General features: G+C 60.9%; 19 protein-coding genes. 11 read left to right on the forward strand and 8 right to left on the reverse strand.

Going from position 1 to position 20,126, the window contains the following annotated elements:
- Positions 1-64: 64 nt before the first annotated feature.
- Positions 65-1,414 carry a spinster family MFS transporter gene (locus tag J3P86_RS20185; protein ID WP_434698719.1) on the reverse strand — a complete coding sequence of 450 codons (1,350 nt, stop codon included), beginning with the start codon at positions 1,412-1,414 and terminating at the stop codon, positions 65-67.
- Between the two features lie 347 nt (positions 1,415-1,761).
- Between J3P86_RS20185 and J3P86_RS20190 the strand changes: the two genes are divergently transcribed.
- Positions 1,762-3,936 (forward strand): hypothetical protein, encoded by a 2,175-nt coding sequence (locus J3P86_RS20190; RefSeq protein WP_434628860.1) that lies wholly within the window; start codon positions 1,762-1,764, stop codon positions 3,934-3,936.
- A 286-nt stretch (positions 3,937-4,222) separates the two neighbouring features.
- On the opposite strand, the gene J3P86_RS20195 is transcribed toward J3P86_RS20190, so the two are convergent.
- Positions 4,223-4,528 (reverse strand): DUF2288 domain-containing protein, encoded by a 306-nt coding sequence (locus tag J3P86_RS20195; RefSeq protein WP_434628858.1) that lies wholly within the window; start codon positions 4,526-4,528, stop codon positions 4,223-4,225.
- A 339-nt stretch (positions 4,529-4,867) separates the two neighbouring features.
- On the opposite strand from J3P86_RS20195, the gene J3P86_RS20200 reads away from it, so the two are divergent.
- The 5 genes from J3P86_RS20200 to J3P86_RS20220 all read left to right on the forward strand — a co-directional run bounded on the left by J3P86_RS20200 (position 4,868) and on the right by J3P86_RS20220 (position 9,868).
- Positions 4,868-5,995 (forward strand): branched-chain amino acid ABC transporter substrate-binding protein, encoded by a 1,128-nt coding sequence (locus J3P86_RS20200; RefSeq protein ID WP_434628856.1) that lies wholly within the window; start codon positions 4,868-4,870, stop codon positions 5,993-5,995.
- Positions 5,996-6,225: 230 nt separating this feature from the next.
- Positions 6,226-7,149: a high-affinity branched-chain amino acid ABC transporter permease LivH gene (gene livH / locus J3P86_RS20205; RefSeq protein WP_014336891.1), complete on the forward strand. Its 924-nt coding sequence runs from the start codon at positions 6,226-6,228 to the stop codon at positions 7,147-7,149.
- Positions 7,146-8,402, forward strand: a complete 1,257-nt coding sequence (locus J3P86_RS20210) for a high-affinity branched-chain amino acid ABC transporter permease LivM (protein WP_434572259.1) — start codon at positions 7,146-7,148, stop codon at positions 8,400-8,402. Before livH ends, J3P86_RS20210 begins: the two co-directional genes overlap by 4 nt.
- Entirely contained in the window at positions 8,399-9,166 is a 768-nt protein-coding gene (gene livG / locus J3P86_RS20215) for a high-affinity branched-chain amino acid ABC transporter ATP-binding protein LivG (RefSeq protein WP_186613628.1), read from the forward strand. The genes J3P86_RS20210 and livG overlap by 4 nt, the downstream gene beginning before the upstream one ends.
- Positions 9,167-9,868, forward strand: coding sequence for an ABC transporter ATP-binding protein (locus J3P86_RS20220; RefSeq protein WP_186613630.1), 702 nt, complete (start codon positions 9,167-9,169; stop codon positions 9,866-9,868).
- 182 nt (positions 9,869-10,050) lie between these two features.
- On the opposite strand, the gene J3P86_RS20225 is transcribed toward J3P86_RS20220, so the two are convergent.
- The gene (locus tag J3P86_RS20225; protein ID WP_434572255.1) at positions 10,051-10,959 is read right to left on the reverse strand and encodes a LysR family transcriptional regulator; all 909 of its coding nucleotides are present in this window, start codon (positions 10,957-10,959) and stop codon (positions 10,051-10,053) included.
- A 105-nt stretch (positions 10,960-11,064) separates the two neighbouring features.
- Here J3P86_RS20225 and J3P86_RS20230 point away from each other — a divergent pair, with 105 nt between their 5' ends.
- The 3 genes from J3P86_RS20230 to J3P86_RS20240 all read left to right on the forward strand — a co-directional run bounded on the left by J3P86_RS20230 (position 11,065) and on the right by J3P86_RS20240 (position 14,122).
- The gene (locus J3P86_RS20230) at positions 11,065-11,664 is read left to right on the forward strand and encodes a short chain dehydrogenase (protein WP_434698720.1); all 600 of its coding nucleotides are present in this window, start codon (positions 11,065-11,067) and stop codon (positions 11,662-11,664) included.
- 59 nt (positions 11,665-11,723) lie between these two features.
- Positions 11,724-12,398, forward strand: coding sequence for a COG3650 family protein (locus tag J3P86_RS20235; protein ID WP_434605197.1), 675 nt, complete (start codon positions 11,724-11,726; stop codon positions 12,396-12,398).
- A gap of 110 nt (positions 12,399-12,508) precedes the next feature.
- Positions 12,509-14,122: an NAD(P)/FAD-dependent oxidoreductase gene (locus J3P86_RS20240; protein WP_434698721.1), complete on the forward strand. Its 1,614-nt coding sequence runs from the start codon at positions 12,509-12,511 to the stop codon at positions 14,120-14,122.
- Positions 14,123-14,243: 121 nt separating this feature from the next.
- On the opposite strand, the gene J3P86_RS20245 is transcribed toward J3P86_RS20240, so the two are convergent.
- Positions 14,244-15,338, reverse strand: a complete 1,095-nt coding sequence (locus J3P86_RS20245) for a PLP-dependent cysteine synthase family protein (protein ID WP_434698722.1) — start codon at positions 15,336-15,338, stop codon at positions 14,244-14,246.
- Positions 15,339-15,604: 266 nt separating this feature from the next.
- On the opposite strand from J3P86_RS20245, the gene nhaA reads away from it, so the two are divergent.
- Complete coding sequence (nhaA, locus tag J3P86_RS20250; protein WP_434698723.1) at positions 15,605-16,792, forward strand: Na+/H+ antiporter NhaA; 1,188 nt, start codon at positions 15,605-15,607, stop codon at positions 16,790-16,792.
- A gap of 289 nt (positions 16,793-17,081) precedes the next feature.
- Here nhaA and J3P86_RS20255 read toward each other — a convergent pair whose 3' ends face one another.
- Positions 17,082-17,264 (reverse strand): hypothetical protein, encoded by a 183-nt coding sequence (locus tag J3P86_RS20255; protein WP_434698724.1) that lies wholly within the window; start codon positions 17,262-17,264, stop codon positions 17,082-17,084.
- A 176-nt stretch (positions 17,265-17,440) separates the two neighbouring features.
- Positions 17,441-17,905, reverse strand: a complete 465-nt coding sequence (locus J3P86_RS20260; protein WP_003184697.1) for a glycine zipper 2TM domain-containing protein — start codon at positions 17,903-17,905, stop codon at positions 17,441-17,443.
- A gap of 172 nt (positions 17,906-18,077) precedes the next feature.
- Between J3P86_RS20260 and J3P86_RS20265 the strand changes: the two genes are divergently transcribed.
- Positions 18,078-18,362, forward strand: a complete 285-nt coding sequence (locus tag J3P86_RS20265; RefSeq protein ID WP_434572245.1) for a hypothetical protein — start codon at positions 18,078-18,080, stop codon at positions 18,360-18,362.
- Here the strand turns inward: J3P86_RS20265 and pdxH are convergent.
- Entirely contained in the window at positions 18,310-18,957 is a 648-nt protein-coding gene (gene pdxH / locus J3P86_RS20270; protein ID WP_434628843.1) for a pyridoxamine 5'-phosphate oxidase, read from the reverse strand. The two genes, J3P86_RS20265 and pdxH, sit on opposite strands and share 53 nt — an antisense overlap.
- Positions 18,958-18,981: 24 nt before the next feature.
- Positions 18,982-20,088 carry an OmpA family protein gene (locus tag J3P86_RS20275; RefSeq protein ID WP_434628841.1) on the reverse strand — a complete coding sequence of 369 codons (1,107 nt, stop codon included), beginning with the start codon at positions 20,086-20,088 and terminating at the stop codon, positions 18,982-18,984.
- Positions 20,089-20,126: the final 38 nt, after the last annotated feature.

Below are 20,126 nucleotides of genomic sequence, written 5' to 3' on the forward strand. Positions count from 1 at the left end.
CCTGGGAATTTTTGGGGCCGCTGCGCGGCCCAGCGGGAGCAAGCTCCCTCGCCACAAAATCCCGTTAGGCCGCCCCCACGACACCTTCGGGCACCACCACCGCGCTCATCCCTTCCTTCATCCGCTTGGCATCGCGCACGAAGCAGCGAGAGGCCAGGAACAGGAACACCATGGTCAACAGCAGCGCCACCGGGATCAGGTACATCGCGTCATGCAGGCCGATCGCCTTGAACGCTTCGGTCATCTGCGGGGCGCCTGCGGCCGCCATGGCCGTGTGGGCGAAGTAGTCGGACAAGCCGCCGACCACCACCGGCCCCAGGCCACCGCCGAGCAGATACAGCCCGGCAAAATACAACGCCATCGCCGTGGCCCTCAGGCGCGGCTCCACCACGTCCTGGATCGCGGTGTAGACGCAGGTGTAGAAGTTATAGGCAAACAGCCAGCCGACGCTGAACACGGCGACAAAAATGCCGATTTCGATGCGCCCGGCATGCAGGGCCCAAGCGGTAGTCACCGTGGAAATCGCCAGGCTGAACGCCGCGAACAACAACCGGCCATTGGGCACGCGCTGGTGAATCTTGTCGGCCACCCAGCCGCCAAGGGTCAACCCGAACAACCCGGTCACACCGACCATGATCCCGGTCGCCACAGCCGCCTCGTGCAGCGGCATCCCGAAATAGCGCTGCAGCATCGGCACCAGGAAGGAGTTGCAGGCATAGGTGGCGAAGTTGAAGCACAGACCCGCCAGGATCAGCCAGAGAAAGGTCGGAATCGCCAGCAACCGGCGAATCGGCTTGTCGACCTTTTCCTGGGACACCGCCACGGTTTCCGCCGCGCCGCGCTTGGGTTCCTTGATGAAAAACATGAACACCGCCAGCACCAGGCCCGGCACCGCCGCAATGAAGAACGGCGCGCGCCAGCTGTCGAACGCCTTGACCATCGCGCCAATGGTAAAAAACGCCAGCAGCAGGCCCAGCGGCAGTCCCAGCATGAAAATGCCCATCGCCCGAGCCCGACGGTGCGCCGGGAACAGGTCGCCGATCAACGAGTTGGCCGCCGGCGCATAACTGGCTTCACCGATGCCCACGCCCATGCGCACCACCAGGAACGCCCAGAAACTGCCCACCAGGCCGTTTACCGCCGTCAGCCCACTCCAGGCCGCCAGGCCCCAGCCCATCAGTTTGCTGCGCGAACCGGTATCGGCCATGCGTCCCAATGGCAGGCCCGCGATGGCATAGACGATGGTGAAGGCGGTACCGATGATGCCGATCTGAAAATCGCTGAGGCTCCACTCCATGCGGATCGGCTCGATGATGATCGCTGGGATGGTGCGGTCGAAAAAGTTGAACAGGTTGGCCAGGAACAGCAGGAACAGAATGCGCCAGGCATTCGCCGCTTGGGTCGAGTTCTGCATGGGTCCGTCTCTTCTTATTGTTGGGCGAGGCATCCGAGCCCGGAGTCTGCAATCTAGACAGCAGCGTGCGCGCTGTCTTCAATCATTCGCGCGGCTGATACCCGACCATGGTGAATGGCGCATCCATGACAACGGTCATTTTTCTGTAGGAAATGCCATCATTTTGCCCCTTCATGATTAAAGATCGTCCTACAGATGCCGATCCAGATAATCAGGAAAGATTCTCCCGAGCGGGGCCCAGGCATTGCCTGGACGCTTGGGCCGACCTTCGCGCGAGACGCGAGCTCCCATCCGCGATGGTTCGATGACCCAATCGTCGAACCGACCAGTCAGGCATACGGCGCACAATGACCTCCAAAAAAACAGCCACTGCGGTTTCCGATCTGACCCTGAGCCCGGCCGCCAACGGCGCGGACGCCTCGGCGCTGTCGAGCAGCTCGCGATCCCTGGCGACCCAGCAATATCTGTATTTCACCGAGACCAACACCGACCGCATCCTCGACAACCTCGATGGCCTGCGTGATGCCGTATTCCCCCGCCCGCCGCACCTGGTGGATGACGAGAGCGAACGTGGCCAGCAGGAATTCCCCTCGGTGTGCCTGATCGGCCTCGGGCGCTGCGGCTCCAACATCGCCCTGGACGTAGCGGAACTGGTCTACAACGCGCGCAAGTTCTATCTCAACGAATTCAACGCCGAAGACAAGCACTACGGTGACAAGGGCTATCGCCCCGCGCAGTGGATGCGCAACCTGCGCCTGGGGACCAGCAAGGCCAGCAAACCGGTGTTCCTGGTGGAACCGCTGGTCATGCTCGGCGACCTGGACAAAGACATCGCCGGGCGTATCCGGTTTTCCCGCAAGGGCGAAAAAAGCGGGTTCTTGCGCGACTACAGCAAAATGAAAATCATGGACCTCTCCGAAGTCCACGCCGGTGGTGCCGGTAACGCGCCGATCCTCGGCCAGTACCTGGCGAAGATCATCCTGAACAAGGACACCCAGCGCTTCTCCAGCCCCGACTGGAAAATGATCCACTCGTACCTGATCGATAGCTGCGGCATCAAGGCCAACCAGTCGCGCCTGTACTTCTCGATCTTCAGCGCCGGCGGCGGTACCGGTTCGGGCATGGCTTCGGAGTTCGGCCTGGCCCAGCAGTACTCGTACATGAACAAGACGTTCGACACCAAGCCGATGGACGAACACGACAGCAAGAGCGGTCATTCCTTCGTCTTCGAACCGATTTTCACCAGCGGCATCTGCGTGCTGCCGAACATTTCCGATCACCGCAGTGAAATGTCCGAGGCGCTGCACATCAACGCCGGACGGCTGCTGTGCAAATACCTCTCGGAAGAATGGGATTTCTCGTACAACTTCGCCAACGAAGACAGCAGCGAAGCCAGCGTCATGGGCCGTATCCGGCCATGGAACGCGATGATGCTGATCTCCAACGACATCATGCGCTACGCCGAAGAAAGCGATGACGGCAACATCCAGAACATTGATGTCAATGCCATGGAAAAGCACGCCAACCAGTACATTTCCCAACAGATCTTCAACATCCTCACGGCCCAGGCCGTGACCACCGACTACGACCAGAACTACTTCCGGCGCGCCGGCATCGACATCGGCGAAACCATTCGCCTGGATGCCAACGACCTGTTCATGAGCCTGGCCGGCCCGGTGGCGATTGCCTACGCTGAATCCGTCGTTCCGGAAACCCCGGCGCCGAGCGGCGACAAGTTCAAGGTGTTCGAAAAGGAGCCGCCGCGCCTGAACATCGATGACCTGTTCTTCCGCTCCATCGACCTGCCGCACTTCAACAAGGTCACCCAGGCCATCGAAGGCATCAGCCTGTTGCCGATCGAGTCCAAGCGTTACCGGGCCTCGCTGGAGCAATACAAGAATTCCGGCTATGACGCCGCCGCCCTGCACGACCTGCACTTCTTCAAGAACTGCTCGTCGGTGGTGTCGATCGTCTCGCTGCCCAAGGACTACAAGCTGTCCTACATGGACCTGAACCGGCTCAAGACCCACCTCAACAGCCTGTTCCCGAACACCACGCTCAAGCGCTATGCGCTGGTGATCGGCGCCTCGGCCAACTTGTCGCTGACTACCCTGATCGCCAAGAGCCCGTGCCTGTCGGATGACTTCCTGACCCTGATCGTGGCGTTCATCAAGCGCTGCTTTGCCCGCACGCCGTATCGCTTCGACGAGACCCTGGACAACTCGATCCTGGACTTCATCATCAATGAAGAGTTCGATGAAGGACGCATCGATGAGTTGCTCAACGAATTCGAGAACCCGGCGAAGATCCTCGACACCAACTGGTACGCGATCAAGCCGATGTACGAGAAGAAGTACCGCGAGCTGATCAGCGACAAGGACAAGTTTGTCTCGATCAATGACATCCGGCTGTCCCGCGACTGCGTGAAGAAGTCGATCAAGTACCTGCGCGAGATCTACCGTCACCGGATCGGCAAGACCAAGGTTATTTCGCTGAATAACCATACTGGCAAGAGTTACTGAGGCTGGCGTGACACCGCGTCGCGCCGATTCGCGAGCAGGCTCGCTCCCACAGGATTTGTGAACACAGATCCGTTGTGGGAGCGAGCCTGCTCGCGAAGGGGCCACGAGCGGCACCGCAAAAACAACATCCAGAAACAATTAGGCAGCCCACCGGCCGCACCAAAAACTGTTCCCGTTACGTATACGTCACCCTGCCCTGTGGCGTTTCGCCACGGCAGGCTGTCATCACGCTACTCACCTACACACTTTCCGAGATGCCAAAACACGAACCAACTTGGTGCACCGATCAATTCGACGCCCTTTCCTGGACCATTATCCACGGCGAAACCACCACGGCCCACAGCAGCGGATCACGCTCGAGAAAATCCAGCGCCCGCGTTTCAGACAGCTTGGCGAGCTGCCCGCCGGCCAGCCAGGCGGCGACTTTGGTACCTTCGTCCTCGGCAATGGCCTCGGCGGCGGCGATCAGATCCAGTGCCGGATCGACCCACAATAGGGCACCCTTGGCAAAGAACGGTTCCAGCTCCTTCCAGGTAATGGATGCGGTTTCACCGAGCAATTTGGCATAGAGGGTGCTAGGTTCTTGATTCATGGGAGCTGTCCGGAAAAGAAATCGGCGCGAATGATAACGTCGGTGGTCTGGCAGAAAAACCCGGTTGCAATTGCAGCACCGATTGAAAAGCGCAGGAAAGCCAAGGATTGCCGATTTGACCGGACAAACCCCGCCGCTAATCTGTCTTTTTCTTTCAATAAAGCGACACCCCCAGGTTTTGCCCCCAAGCGCCAGCTTCCCTTGCCAACAATCGGCGCTCTACACTGTACCGGTACAGTTGCCGGGGGCATTTTCCGCGTGGGTATCCGAGATATCTGACCCGGTTCTGCTGCTACGGCGCCAGGACTATAAAAACTACAACAGCATGAGTGGAGCACTATGACTAAGGCTACTAAGCAGATTTCCAAACTGTTTGCCGCTATGGTTCTGGCCGGGGTTGCCAGCCATTCGTTCGCCGCCGACACCATCAAGATCGGCATCGCCGGCCCGAAAACCGGCCCTGTAGCCCAATACGGCGATATGCAGTTCAGTGGCGCGAAAATGGCCATCGAACAGATCAACGCCAAGGGTGGCGTCGACGGCAAGCAACTGGTCGCCGTTGAATACGACGACGCCTGTGATCCAAAACAAGCGGTCGCGGTCGCGAACAAAGTCGTCAACGACGGCATCAAGTTCGTGGTCGGCCACCTGTGCTCCAGCTCCACCCAGCCCGCTTCCGACATCTACGAAGACGAAGGCGTGATCATGATCACTCCGGCGGCTACCAGCCCGGACATCACCGCTCGCGGCTACAAGATGATCTTCCGTACCATCGGCCTGGACAGCGCCCAAGGCCCTGCGGCCGGCAACTACATCGCCGACCACGTCAAGCCGAAAGTCGTTGCGGTCCTGCACGACAAGCAGCAGTACGGTGAAGGCATCGCCAGCGCCGTGAAGAAAACCCTCGAAGGCAAAGGCGTGAAAGTGGCCGTCTTCGAAGGCGTGAACGCCGGCGACAAAGACTTCTCCTCGATGATCGCCAAGCTCAAGCAAGCCAACGTCGACTTCGTCTACTACGGCGGCTACCACCCGGAGCTGGGCCTGATTCTGCGTCAAGCCCAGGAAAAAGGCCTGAAAGCCAAGTTCATGGGTCCGGAAGGCGTGGGTAACGATTCCATCTCGCAAATCGCCAAGGAATCCTCCGAAGGCCTGCTGGTGACCCTGCCGAAATCCTTCGACCAGGATCCGGCCAACGTCGCCCTGGCTGACGCGTTCAAGGCCAAGAAAGAAGACCCGAGCGGTCCGTTCGTATTCCCGTCCTACTCCGCTGTGACCGTGATCGCCGACGCGATCAAGGCTGCCAAGAGCGAAGACGCGACCAAAGTGGCTGAAGCCATCCACGCCGGCACTTTCAAGACGCCAACCGGTGACTTGAGCTTCGACGACAAGGGCGACCTGAAGGACTTCAAGTTCGTGGTTTACGAGTGGCATTTCGGCAAACCTAAAACCGAAGCTTCGCCTCAGTAAGGCCTGGCCTGACTGACTGCCAATAAAGCCCACGGCGTGCCGTGGGCTTTGTTTTAAATGTATTGGGCCGCGCTGGCGTGATCCGCCAGTCTCCCCACCTGAAAATCTCAAAACCGTCATCAGCGGTTCGCTGGCAAACCTCGTGTTCGAAGTGGATGCAGATCCACGGGACCCGGGCGGGAAAATGACTCCACCAGTGAAATGCGTATCAGGTTTTTAGGAGCGCTGTAATGCCTGACATCTATCACTTCTTCCAGCAGCTGGTTAACGGCCTGACCGTTGGCAGCACGTATGCCCTGATCGCCATCGGCTATACGATGGTCTACGGCATCATTGGAATGATCAACTTCGCCCACGGCGAGGTGTACATGATCGGCTCCTACGTGGCGTTCATCGCCATCGCCGGGCTGGCCATGATGGGACTCGACAGTGTCCCGCTGTTGATGACCGCAGCTTTCATCGCGAGCATCGTGGTTACCAGTTCCTATGGCTACAGCATCGAACGGATCGCCTACCGCCCGCTGCGCGGCAGCAACCGTCTGATCCCGCTGATTTCCGCCATCGGTATGTCGATCTTCCTGCAGAACACGGTACTGCTTTCGCAAGACTCCAAGGACAAATCCATTCCCAACCTGATTCCGGGCAACTTCGCCATCGGGCCAGGCGGGGCACATGAAGTGCTGATTTCCTACATGCAAATCGTGGTGTTCGTGGTGACCCTGGTCGCCATGCTCGGCCTGACGCTGTTCATCTCCCGTTCCCGCCTGGGCCGCGCCTGCCGCGCCTGCGCCGAGGACATCAAGATGGCCAACCTGCTGGGCATCAACACCAACAACATCATCGCCCTGACCTTCGTCATCGGTGCGGCCCTGGCGGCCATCGCCGCGGTGCTGTTGAGCATGCAATACGGCGTCATCAACCCCAACGCCGGTTTCCTCGTGGGCCTGAAAGCCTTTACCGCCGCGGTGCTCGGCGGCATCGGCAGCATCCCCGGCGCGATGCTCGGCGGCTTGGTGCTGGGCGTGGCGGAAGCCTTTGGCGCCGACATCTTCGGCGACCAGTACAAGGACGTCGTGGCGTTCGGCTTGTTGGTTCTGGTTCTGTTATTCCGGCCGACCGGCATCCTGGGCCGTCCGGAGGTTGAGAAAGTATGACTAGGCATCTCAAATCGGCGCTCTTCAGCGCCCTGCTGGTCTGGGCCGTGGCCTATCCGGTACTCGGTCTCAAACTGACCATCGTTGGTATCAACCTGGAAGTGCACGGCACCAGCCCGACCATCCTGGCGACCATCGCCGTATGTTCCGTCCTGATGTTCCTGCGGGTGCTGTTCAGCACGCAGATCAGTGCGGCGTGGAAAGCGTCGCCCGGCGTGCCGGTGATCCCGGCCAAGGCCAGCAACTTCCTGACCCTGCCGTCGACCCAGCGCTGGATCGTCCTGGGCCTGATCGTCGTGGCCCTGGTATGGCCGTTCTTCGGCTCTCGCGGCGCGGTGGACATCGCCACGCTGATCCTGATCTACGTGATGCTCGGCCTCGGTCTGAACATCGTCGTGGGCCTGGCCGGCCTGCTGGACCTGGGTTATGTCGGCTTCTACGCCGTCGGGGCCTACAGCTACGCGCTGCTGTCGCACTACTTCGGCCTGAGCTTCTGGATCTGCCTGCCGATCGCCGGAATGATGGCCGCCACCTTCGGTTTTCTGCTGGGGTTCCCGGTCCTGCGCTTGCGCGGCGACTACCTGGCGATCGTGACCCTGGGTTTTGGCGAGATCATCCGTCTGTTCCTGCGCAACCTGACCGACATCACCGGCGGCCCGAACGGCATCAGCAACATCGAGAAGCCGACGTTCTTCGGCCTGACCTTCGAACGTAAAGCCGCCGAAGGCCTGCAGACCTTCCACGAGTACTTCGGCCTGCAATACAACTCGATCAACAAGGTGATCTTCCTCTACCTGGTTGCCTTGTTGCTGGCCCTGGCCGCGTTGTTCGTCATCAACCGCCTGCTGCGCATGCCGATCGGCCGTGCGTGGGAAGCCTTGCGCGAAGACGAAATCGCCTGCCGTGCGCTGGGTCTCAACCCGACCGTGATCAAGCTTTCGGCCTTTACCCTGGGTGCTGCGTTCGCCGGTTTCGCCGGTAGCTTCTTCGCCGCTCGCCAAGGCCTGGTGACGCCCGAGTCCTTCACCTTCATCGAGTCGGCGATCATCCTCGCCATCGTTGTGTTGGGCGGGATGGGCTCGCAGTTGGGTGTGATCCTGGCGGCGATCGTGATGATCCTGCTGCCCGAAATGATGCGTGAATTCAGCGAATACCGCATGTTGATGTTCGGCGCCTTGATGGTGCTGATGATGATCTGGCGTCCTCAAGGTCTGCTGCCTATGCAACGCCCGCACATGGAGCTGCGCAAATGAGCCGCGAGATCCTGAAAGTCGAAAATCTGAGCATGCGCTTCGGCGGCTTGCTGGCGGTCAACGGCGTGGCCCTGACCGTTAAAGAGAAACAAGTGGTTGCCTTGATCGGGCCGAACGGCGCGGGCAAGACCACCGTGTTCAACTGCCTGACCGGTTTCTACCAGCCTACCGGCGGCACCATCCTGCTGGACGGCGAGCCGATCCAGGGCCTGCCCGGTCATCACATTGCCCGCAAGGGCGTGGTGCGGACCTTCCAGAACGTGCGGCTGTTCAAGGACATGACGGCGGTCGAAAACCTGCTGATCGCCCAGCATCGTCACTTGAACACCAACTTCTTTGCCGGTCTGTTCAAGACCCCGGCGTTCCGCAAGAGCGAACGCGAGGCCATGGAGTACGCCGAGTACTGGCTGGACAAGGTCAACCTCACCGAGTTCGCCAACCGTACCGCCGGGACCCTGGCCTACGGTCAGCAACGGCGCCTGGAAATCGCCCGCTGCATGATGACCCGTCCGCGGATCCTCATGCTCGACGAACCGGCCGCCGGCCTGAACCCGAAGGAAACCGAAGACCTGAAGGCGCTGATCAGCGTGCTGCGCGAGGAGCACAACGTGACCGTGCTGCTGATCGAGCATGACATGAAGCTGGTCATGAGCATTTCCGACCACATCGTCGTGATCAACCAGGGCACGCCCCTGGCCGACGGTACGCCGGAACAGATCCGCGACAATCCTGAAGTGATCAAAGCCTACCTGGGGGAAGCGTAAATGCTGCAGTTCGAAAACGTTTCCACCTTCTACGGCAAGATCCAGGCGCTGCACAGCGTCAACGTCGAGGTCCGCCAAGGCGAAATCGTCACGCTGATCGGTGCCAACGGTGCCGGCAAGTCCACACTGCTGATGACACTCTGCGGTTCGCCGCAGGCCCACAGCGGCAGCATCCGCTACATGGGTGAGGAACTGGTGGGCCAGGACTCGGCGCAGATCATGCGCAAGAGCATCGCCGTGGTGCCTGAAGGCCGTCGGGTATTTGCCCGGCTGACCGTGGAAGAAAACCTCGCCATGGGCGGTTTTTTTACCGACAAGGGCGACTTTCAGGAACAGATGGACAAGGTGCTGCACCTTTTCCCACGCCTGAAAGAGCGTTTTACCCAGCGCGGCGGCACCATGTCCGGCGGCGAACAGCAGATGCTCGCCATCGGTCGTGCACTGATGAGCAAGCCCAAGCTGCTGCTGCTCGACGAGCCGTCGCTGGGCCTGGCGCCGATCATCATCCAGCAGATCTTCGACATCATCGAACAGCTGCGCAAGGATGGCGTGACGGTGTTCCTGGTGGAGCAGAACGCCAACCAGGCGCTGAAGATCGCTGACCGGGCGTACGTGCTGGAGAATGGTCGCGTGGTGATGCAAGGCACCGGTGAAGCACTGCTGACCGACCCGAAAGTGCGCGAGGCGTACCTGGGCGGTTGAGTCTGTCGCGATAGAAAAAACGGCCTTCGGGCCGTTTTTTTTTGCCTGCTAATCTTCCCTAAACGCCAAGCCCCCTGTGGGAGCGAGCCTGCTCGCGAAGGCGGCGGCAAATACACAAACTATGCAAGCTGAACCACCGCGATCGCGAGCAAGCTCGCTCCCACAGGGTTGCGGGGCGATTGCTAAAGACGATCCAGCGCCTCCCCGCTGCGTTTGAACCATTCAATCAGATAATCAGCCAGCACCTGCGTACGCTTGGGCAACCCGCCCTGATATGGATGCACCAGGTACATCGGCATGCGACGGGTCTGAAAGTCGCGCAGCAACCAGCGCAGGCGGCCGTCGGCCAGTTCCTGGTCAAGCAGATACGACGGCAGACGGGCGATTCCAGCGCCGGCCAGGGCGGCTTTTTTCAACAGGCTGTAATGGTTGCTGGCAAACGGCCCGGACACCCGCACCCGCAGCAATTCATGTTGCTGGTGATACAACCACTCCTCACGACCACTGTAGTGACTGTTGAGCAGGCATTTGTGCTCCGCCAGGGCCTGGGGAACCGCGGGCTCACCGAAGCGTTCCAGATAGGCCGGGCTGGCGCAGGTCAGTTCATGCCAGGCCAGCAGCGGGCGAGCCACCAACCGCTCGTCGATCGCCGCATCCGAGCGGATCGCCAGATCAAACCCATCGCGCGATAAATCGCGGTAACCGTTATTGAGCTCCAGCTCGATCTGCACGTCGGGGTAGGCGAGAGCGAACTCGGTCAGCAGGCCTTCAAAAAAGGTTTCGCCCAACGAAACCGGTACTGTCATCCGCACCGGCCCGGAAATTTCACCCTTCAAGCGGGCCAACGCCTGACGCGCCCTTTCCACCTGCACCAACAAGGCCTGGGCCTGGGGCAACAGTGCCGCACCCGCCGCCGTCAGGCTCAGGCGTCGAGTCGTGCGCTGGAGCAGGATCACTGAAAACCGCTCCTCCAGCAGGCTGATGCGCTTGGACAGTTGCCCCTTGCTGCATCCCAACCGCTGCGCCGCCAGGGTAAAACTACCGGCCTCGACCAGCACGGCAAACGCTGCCAGATCATCGATCTCGCTCATTGGATTGTTTCCAAATGAAAACCAAAGGTTTCCCATTAGCACGCTTATCCCCAGGAAAATCCACTCTAGACTGCAACCTCGTCCACCCCATTTGAGGATCAGTCCATGAAAATCCTGTTGATCGGCGCCAACGGAACCATCGGTTCGGCCATCGCTAACGAGTTGTCGCCCCGTCATGAAATTGTCCGTATCGGCCGCCACAGCGGTGATGTGCAAGTGGATATCAGCGACAGCGCCTCGATCCGCGCCCTGTTCGAAAAAACCGGCCGCTTCGATGCCTTGGTTTGTGCGGCGGGCAACGTCACTTTCGCGCCGCTGGGCGACATGACCGAAGAAAGCTTCGCCCTCGGCTTGAAAGACAAGTTGATGGGTCAGGTCAATCTTGTATTGATCGGCCGCGAATTCGCCAATGACGGTGCATCCTTTACCCTCACCACCGGCGTACTCAGCCACGACCCGATCAAGAGCGGCGCCTCGGCGGCCCTGGTGAACGGCGCCCTCGACAGTTTTGTGCGCGCTGCGGCAATCGAGCTGCCCCGGGGCCTCAGGCTCAACTCGGTAAGCCCGAACGTATTGCGGGAAGCGATGGACAAATATGCGCCGTACTTCCGCGGCTACAAGCCGGTTCCTGCGGCTGAAGTGGCATTGGCCTACGCCAAGAGCGTCGAAGGCCTGCAAACCGGGCAGACTTTTCACGTCGGCTGACCCCTTGTGATGAAGGATCAGTCTGAGTAACGTGGCGGCACTTGTCTGGAGACCCAATGATGCGTGCCGCCCGTTCCCTGTTGTGTATTGCCTCGCTTGCGCTTTTCGCCGGCTGCCAGTTGCTCGACGCCCCGCGCCAGAGCGCCTCCCATGCCGGCCAGACGCGCATGCAGGGCGAACTCACGGCGGCCGATGGCAAGCTGGTGTTCCAGCCGTGTCAGGAACAGCGCCGCTACATCGTCAACGACACCGGCGGCACCAGTGTGCTGCAACAAGCCGCCACCCTGGCGGATGATCGCGGCAAACTCTTCGCCGATCTGCGCGGGCGTATCGTTTCCAGCGCGGCGGCCGGCACCGACAGCCAGCTGGACGTCGAGCAGCTGTATCGCCTGGAACGCTCCGGGACCGCTTGCGATGATGTTGACTTCAAACGGGTGATTCTGCGGGCAGCGGGACATGCCCCTGAATGGACACTCAAGGCCAGCGGCAAGGGCCTGGTCCTGGATCGCCAAGGGCAGCCGCCGCTGGCGGTGCCTTACGTCGAGGAGCAGTTGGGCGATGGCCGCTTCAACCTCGGCACCGAGGCCAACGGCCAGAAGGTCGAGTTGTGGGTCACGCCGCAACGCTGCGTCGACAGCACCAGTGGCAGCGTGCAGCACATGAGCGCCGAGTTGCGGGTCAACGGTCAGGTCCAGCGCGGTTGCGCCTACTTTGGTGGCGCGCGCGACGACTGATTCGACGCATGACGGGTTTTAACCTCACGGAAAACCGGGATTGCGGCTTATAATCGCGGGTTTGAAGAACGCCTTGGCGCAGTTGTGCGCCCCGCGAACCGGACCCCGTCATGTTACGAATCACCGAACTCAAGCTGCCGATCGACCATCCCGAAGAAGACTTGCGCCCTGCCATCGTGCAGCGGCTGGGCATCGCCAGCGATGACCTGCTCGACTTCACCCTGTTCAAGCGCAGCTACGACGCCCGCAAGAAATCCTCCGAGCTGTGCTTCATCTACACCATCGACCTGTCGGTGCGCGATGAAGCCGGTGTGCTGCGCAAGTTCGCCGATGACCGTAATGTCAACGAAGCGCCGGACATCAGCTACAAGGTGGTTGGCCAGGCACCGGCGGACTTGAGCGAGCGGCCGATCGTGGTCGGCTTCGGGCCGTGCGGCATCTTCGCCGCCATGCTGCTCGCGCAGATGGGCTTCAAGCCGATCATCCTTGAGCGCGGCCCGGAAGTACGCCAGCGCACCAAGGACACCTGGGGTCTGTGGCGTAAAAGCGTGCTCAATCCCGAGTCCAACGTCCAGTTCGGCGAAGGCGGCGCGGGGACATTCTCCGACGGCAAGCTCTACAGTCAGATCAAGGACCCGAAATTCCTTGGACGCAAGGTCCTGCATGAGTTCGTCAAGGCCGGGGCCCCCGAAGAAATCCTCTATGTCAGCAAGCCGCACATCGGTACGTTCCGTCTGACCGGCGTCGTCGAAAACATGCGTGAGCAGATTCGCGCCCTGGGCGGTGAAGTGCGCTTCGGCGAGCGAGTTACCGACGTCTTGTTCGAGGACAGCCAACTGGTTGGCGTCGAGCTGGCCAGCGGTGAGCAGATCCGTTCGAAACACGTGATCCTTGCCCTGGGCCATAGCGCCCGGGATACCTTCCGCATGCTCCACAGCCGTGGCGTGTACATGGAAGCCAAGCCGTTCTCGGTGGGTTTCCGTATTGAACATCCGCAATCGCTGATCGACAGCGCACGCCTGGGCAAGTACGCCGGCCACCCGAAACTCGGCGCCGCCGACTACAAGCTGGTGCACCACGCGAAGAATGGTCGCTCGGTGTACAGCTTCTGCATGTGCCCGGGCGGCACCGTGGTGGCGGCGACCTCCGAGCCGAACCGCGTCGTGACCAATGGCATGAGCCAATACTCGCGCAACGAGCGCAACGCCAACTCGGGCATCGTCGTCGGCATCACGCCGGAAGTGGATTATCCGGGTGGCCCGCTGGCGGGCATCGAGTTGCAGGAGCGCCTGGAATCCCACGCCTTCGTGCTGGGTGGCAGCAACTATGAAGCCCCCGCGCAACTGGTGGGTGATTTCATCGCCGGCAAGCCGTCCACGGCGCTGGGCAGCGTCGAACCGTCCTACAAGCCTGGGGTTGCCCTGGGCGACCTGGCCCTGGCTCTGCCGGATTTCGCCATCGAGGCCATCCGTGAAGCGCTGCCGGCGTTCGAGAAACAGATCCGTGGTTATTCGCTGCATGATGCGGTGCTCACCGGCATCGAGACCCGGACTTCATCGCCGCTGCGCATCACCCGCAACGAAACGCTGCAGAGCTTGAATGTGAAAGGCCTGTTCCCGGCTGGCGAAGGTGCCGGTTATGCCGGCGGGATCTTGTCGGCGGGCGTGGACGGGATCCGGATCGCCGAAGCGGTGGCGCGGGATATTCTTGGCTTGAACGACTGACTTCCATTCACTGTGGGAGCGAGCCTGCTCGCGAAAGCGATGAATCATTCAGCATGTATATCGAATGTTAATCCGCTTTCGCGAGCAGGCTCGCTCCCACAGGGTTCTCTGAGTGTTCCAGTCAGATATTGGCCCGCAACACGCTCTCCGGCAGCGCTTCTCCGCGCTCCGCACATGCCGCCACCGCATCGATCAATGGGTCCAACTCATACCCCTGGGCCTTGAGCCACGCCGGATCGTAATACGTCGTGGCATAACGCTCCCCGCCATCACACAGAATCGCCACGATCGACCCCGACTCACCGCCTTCCACCATTCGCTTCGCGGCGATCAGCGCGCCGATCAGGTTGGTGCCGCTGGATCCGCCGACCCGCCGTCCCAGTCGCTGGGCCAGGTAGTGCATGGCCGCGAGGGACAGGGCGTCCGGCACCTTGACCATCGCATCGATCACCTTGGGCAGGAACGAGGCTTCGACCCGTGGCCGACCGATGCCCTCGATCCGCGACCCGCAATCCAGGCGCAGGCTGGCATCGCCGCTGCGGTAGTAGTCGAAAAATACCGAACGCTCGGCGTCGGCACACAGCACACGGGTACTGTGCTGGCGGTAGCGTACGTAGCGCCCCAAGGTGGCCGTTGTACCGCCCGTGCCAGGGCTGGAGATCAGCCAGGTTGGCTCCGGATGCCGCTCGAAGCGCATCTGCTGGAAAATCGACTCGGCAATGTTGTTGTTCGCCCGCCAGTCCGTGGCCCGCTCGGCGTAGGTGAACTGGTCGATGAAATGCCCGTCATGCTCGCGGGCCAGGCGTTCGGATTCGGCGTAGATCTGCGTAGGGTCATCCACCAGATGGCTCTGGCCACCATAGAAGGCGATCTGGGCGATTTTTTCCCGGGAGGTAGTGGCAGGCATCACCGCGATGAAAGGCAGGCCCAGCAACCGCGCAAAATACGCCTCGGAAATCGCCGTCGAGCCGCTGGAGGCCTCGATCACCGGTGCACCGGGCTTGAGCCAGCCATTGCACAATGCATACAGGAACAGCGAGCGGGCCAGTCTGTGCTTGAGGCTGCCGGTGGGATGGCTGGACTCATCCTTGAAATACAGCTCGATGCCCGGCAGTCCGGCCAACGGCAATGGGATCAGATGCGTATCGGCACTGCGTTGGAAATCCGCCTCGATGATACGGATGGCTTCACGCGCCCATTGGCGGGGATTGTTCATGGTGTTTTCTCGCAGGGCCGGTAGGACTTTCAGGCAGACCGATGGCCGGGGGCACGATCTATTCAGGAAATACGAGACACCAGCTTAGGAAAAAACCGACATCCCGCACAGGTACAGCTAAGGTCCAATGTGCCCGGCAACTGCCAGAATGCCCGGCGCAGGCGCTGTAACGACATATAACAAAAAAGAATATAACTTTTGTTTTAACAACAAACAGTACGGGTTAGGGTGTGCCATCTTTTTGATTTGATGAATGGAGAGCAACCTTGGCTCTACGTAACTCACTGACGCGGTTTTTCCAGCTGGAAGCTGCCAGCGGCCTGCTCTTGATTGCCGCCGCCGTGCTGGCCCTGGTCATCAACAACTCTCCGCTGTCCTGGCTGTATGGCGGCCTGCTGGACACGCCCGTGGTCGTCCAGGTCGGTGCGTTGAAGATCGCCAAACCGTTGCTGCTATGGATCAATGACGGCCTGATGGCGCTGTTCTTCCTGCTTATTGGCCTGGAGGTCAAACGCGAGGTGCTCGACGGGCAACTGTCGAAACCTTCTCAGATCGTCCTGCCTGGGGCCGCGGCCATAGGCGGCATGCTGGTGCCGGCGCTGATCTACTGGTTTCTCAATCGCGACAACCCCGCCGCGCTCGCTGGCTGGGCGATTCCTACGGCTACCGATATTGCCTTTGCCCTCGGCGTGCTGGCCTTGCTTGGCAAGCGTGTACCGGTATCGCTCAAGCTGTTCCTGATGACGCTGGCGATCATTGATGACCTGGGCGCCATCGTCATTATCGCGATGTTCTACTCCGGCGAGCTGTCGACACTGTCGTTGGGGCTGGCCGCGGCCTGCATCGCAGCCCTGGTGGCAATGAATCGGCTGGGCGTGGTCAAGCTCGGGCCGTACATGGTGATCGGCTTGATTCTCTGGGTCTGTGTGCTCAAGAGCGGCGTGCATGCCACGCTGGCGGGGGTGACGCTGGCATTCTGCATCCCACTGCGCACGAGAAACGCTGAAACCTCCCCCCTGCTGACGCTTGAGCATGCGCTGCATCCTTGGGTGGCCTACATTATCTTGCCGCTGTTCGCATTCGCCAACGCTGGCCTTTCGCTGAGCGGCGTCACGGTCGAGAGCTTTACCCATCATGTTCCGATGGGCATCGCAATCGGCCTGTTGCTGGGCAAGACGGTCGGCGTGTTCAGCCTGACCTGGCTGGCGGTGAAAATCGGCATCGCCAGTCTGCCTGCCGGGGCCAATTGGGGGCAGATACTGGGCGTGGCGATTCTTTGTGGCATTGGTTTTACCATGAGCCTGTTCGTCGGCTCCCTGGCGTTCGTGCCGGAGGTGAGTGAGTATGCGGGGATGGATCGGATGGGGATTCTCACCGGGTCGATCCTGGCGGCGCTGATTGGATATGGGGTGACGGCGATGGCTAGTCGCAGGTCTGCTGTGGTGGCTTCCTGATGGGGTGTATATCCGTTGCTGCGGTCACGGCTGCTTAGGGTTTCGCCCTTACGGCGAGTCACTTTTGGAGAGCCGGGAGCCGGACCAGCCAAAAGTAACCCAAAACGCTCTGCCCCACCACTCGGCACCTCGCCAAGGCTCGGTGTGCCCTCACTCCGGCATTGCTCCGTGGGCCCGCCGCGAAGGGCCGTCCCTGGCCCAGCGCGGCTATCCCGGCATCCATGCCGGGATGCCCACTGCGCAATCCCTGCGTTCGGCCAGCGTGGTTAACGGGGCGCCGAGATCAAAGTCAAAAGCAGAGCAACAGCAACAGCAACAGCAACAGCAACAGCAACAGCAACAGCAACAGCAACAGCAACAGCAACAGCAACAGCGCGACAAGCGCTTGGCATCTCCGTAGCTGAGACACCGCCATCGCGACCGGGATGGAATCCCTGTGGGAGCGAGCCTGCTCGCGAAGGGGCCAGCCCAACCAATATATTCATTGGCTGACACACCGTCTTCGCAAGCAAGCCCGCCCCTACTAGGAAAACGCAAACCTATCAAACCAGGTCGGTTTTATATTTTTGCGCTCTTCAAGAATGACCCGCTGTAAGAGCGGAACCTCCAGCAGCCATTACCGCAGCAACGGATACATACCGATAGCCTTTAGTGCGATACGCGACTCGTACCATCGACAGTCGAAATCCGCACCCGCTCACCTACACGGAACACTTCGTTCTCCTGAACCTGCTGGACATAGGCACGCATGCTGCCGTCATCCTCACGCACAGTGATCTCTACACCCTGGGTACGGGTCAGGCCTTCTTCAGTGGCGGAGCCGATCAGGCCACCGGCCACGGCGCCGATCACGGCTGCCACGATGCTGCCACGACCACCGCCGATAGCGCTGCCGCCAACACCGCCCACCACCGCGCCGGCTGCGCCGCCGATCGGGGTCTTGGTGCCTTCGATCTTGACCGGGCGCAGGGACTCGATGGTGCCCATGCGAATCGTCTGCACGCGACGCGCTTCGTCACGGGAATAGGAGTCACCGGTCAGGCTTGACTGGCAGCCTGTCAGTAACATCGCCATCGTGGAAAAGGAAGCAACCAGCAAAACAGACTTGCGCATAGCATCAAACTCCAAAAGACAGTGATCCATTAAACTCCCCCGGCTTGATGCCTGTCACGGCCTTGCCGGGGAAAAATTGTTTTCATTCAGGTGGGATACAGGCGCACCCGAAAAATTCACCCAACAGTAGCGCCAATTTCGAAAGTTCGCGTCATCGATACCGGGATTTTCCATGGATTACTTCATCATAGTCGCCACCACCGTCGCCGGTCTGTACTTTCATGGATGGCTCTACGTACGTATCAAACGCTGGATGGACCGCGACCTGGCCTTGTCGTTGGCGGGGCAGGATGGACGGAAGCGAGACTACATGCTGCAACAACTGGCCCTCGCCCGCGAACAAGGGATCAAGCGTCGGGACCTGCCGCACTGGCTCCAGGCCGCTGCGGCAGGTTACTCCGACGTCAGGGCGCCAGACGCTCGCGAATCCAGTCCGCGCCTTGCAGGCGATAGTTGAGGCGATCGTGCAGACGGCTCGGGCGGCCTTGCCAGAATTCGATGCGCTCGGGCAACAGGCGATAGCCGCCCCAATGCTCGGGGCAATGGGGTTGGCTGTCGCTGAAGCGTTGCTCAGTGGCCTTGAGCAAGTCTTCCAGCTCATCCCGCCCGGCGATCACCCGGCTCTGAGGTGAGGCCCAGGCACCGAGACGGCTGCCCAGCGGCCGTACCTGGTAATAAGCGTCCGACTCTTGTGGGGTGACCTTCAGGACCTTGCCTTCGATGCGCACCTGGCGCTCCAGCGTCGGCCAGAAAAACGTCATGGCCGCGAACGGACTCGCGGCCAGTTGCTGGCCCTTGGCGCTGTCGTAGTTGGTGAAGAACGTGAAGCCCTCGGCATCGAGCCCCTTGAGCAGCAGGATCCGGCAGTGAGGCCTGCCGTCTGCGTCCACCGTCGCCAGGGTCATGGCGTTGGCTTCCACCGGTGCCTGTTCGGTTTTCACCGCCTCGGCAAACCATTGGTGAAACAAGGCGAACGGCTCGGCTGGGGCTTGCGCCTCGGTCAGGCCATCGCGGGTGTAGTCACGGCGCATATCAGCCAGGGTTTGGGTCATGGCGCGTTCCTTGTGGTCAGCCAATCACTGTTTGGCGGTATCGGCGGCAGCGACTTTCTTGCCGTCGGCAGCGGCCTTGGCCGGCTCGGGCTTCTTCGCGGGCGTAGCCTTCTTGGCTGGGGTCTTCTTCGCGGGTGCCTTCGCCGGAGCCTTCTTGGCCGCTGCTTTCTTGGCAGCCGGAGCGGCAGCCTTTTTCGTCGCCGGGGCCGGGGCCGGCGCGGCGGGTTTCACGTCCTGGGCAGCTACCATGGTTACTGGCGCAGGGGCCGGCATGTTGTACTTGCTCAGCAATGCAACCATGGTGTTCGCTGGCGTAACCAGCAACTCGACGCGACGGTTCAAGGCCCGGCCTTCAACGCTGTCATTGGCCGCACGCGGAGCCACCGAGCCCATGCCACGCAGCATCAGGCGATCACGCTGCAAACCGCTGAGACGGAAAATCGCCGCCACCGATTGAGCACGTTCCTGGCTGAGCTTCAGGTTGGCCGGCGCCGCGCCCGACGTATCGGCGTGACCGAGGATCAGTACGGCGGTTTTCGGATCGGCTTCAAGAATCTTGGCGACGCGAGTGAACGGACCGAGTGTCACCGGCAGCAGCATGGCCGGACGATCAGGGTTGAACGAACCGTCCGCGGGAGCGGTAACCACCAGCACGTTATCGCGACGTTCGAGTTCGAGCTTGCTGTCCTTGATCGCCGTACGCAGCTTCGGCTCATAGTCGTCGAGCCAGGCCTGGGTGACTTTCGGATCGGGCATCGGCACCGCCTTGGCGGTCTCCTGTTCCTTGCCGCCGAACGGCCACCACCATTTGCCGTTGCTTTCGGCTTCGGCCTTGGCCACGGCTGGCGCCTTGGCTTCAGGTTTCAGCGGTTCTTTTTTGGCGACATCATCCGCGGCGGATTCATCCGAAGAGAACGGCCACCACCAGTGCGTGGCTCCCTCGGCCTTGGCCTGCGGTGCCGCGGCGGCGGGTTTCAAAGGAGCCTGTGGCGCCGCATCCTTGCTCGCAACCTTGTCGGACGAGCCGAACGGCCACCAGCCACCGCCGCCCTCGGCATCATTTTGTGGGTTTTGTGCGCAACCGGTAATAGCGAAGCACAGCGCCAGAGCGAGGGTTTTATTCGATGACATTGGATATCCACAAAATGATCAGGATGAAAAAACAAAGG

Source organism: Pseudomonas sp. D1-1 (assembly GCF_051132225.1).
Lineage (GTDB): Bacteria > Pseudomonadota > Gammaproteobacteria > Pseudomonadales > Pseudomonadaceae > Aquipseudomonas.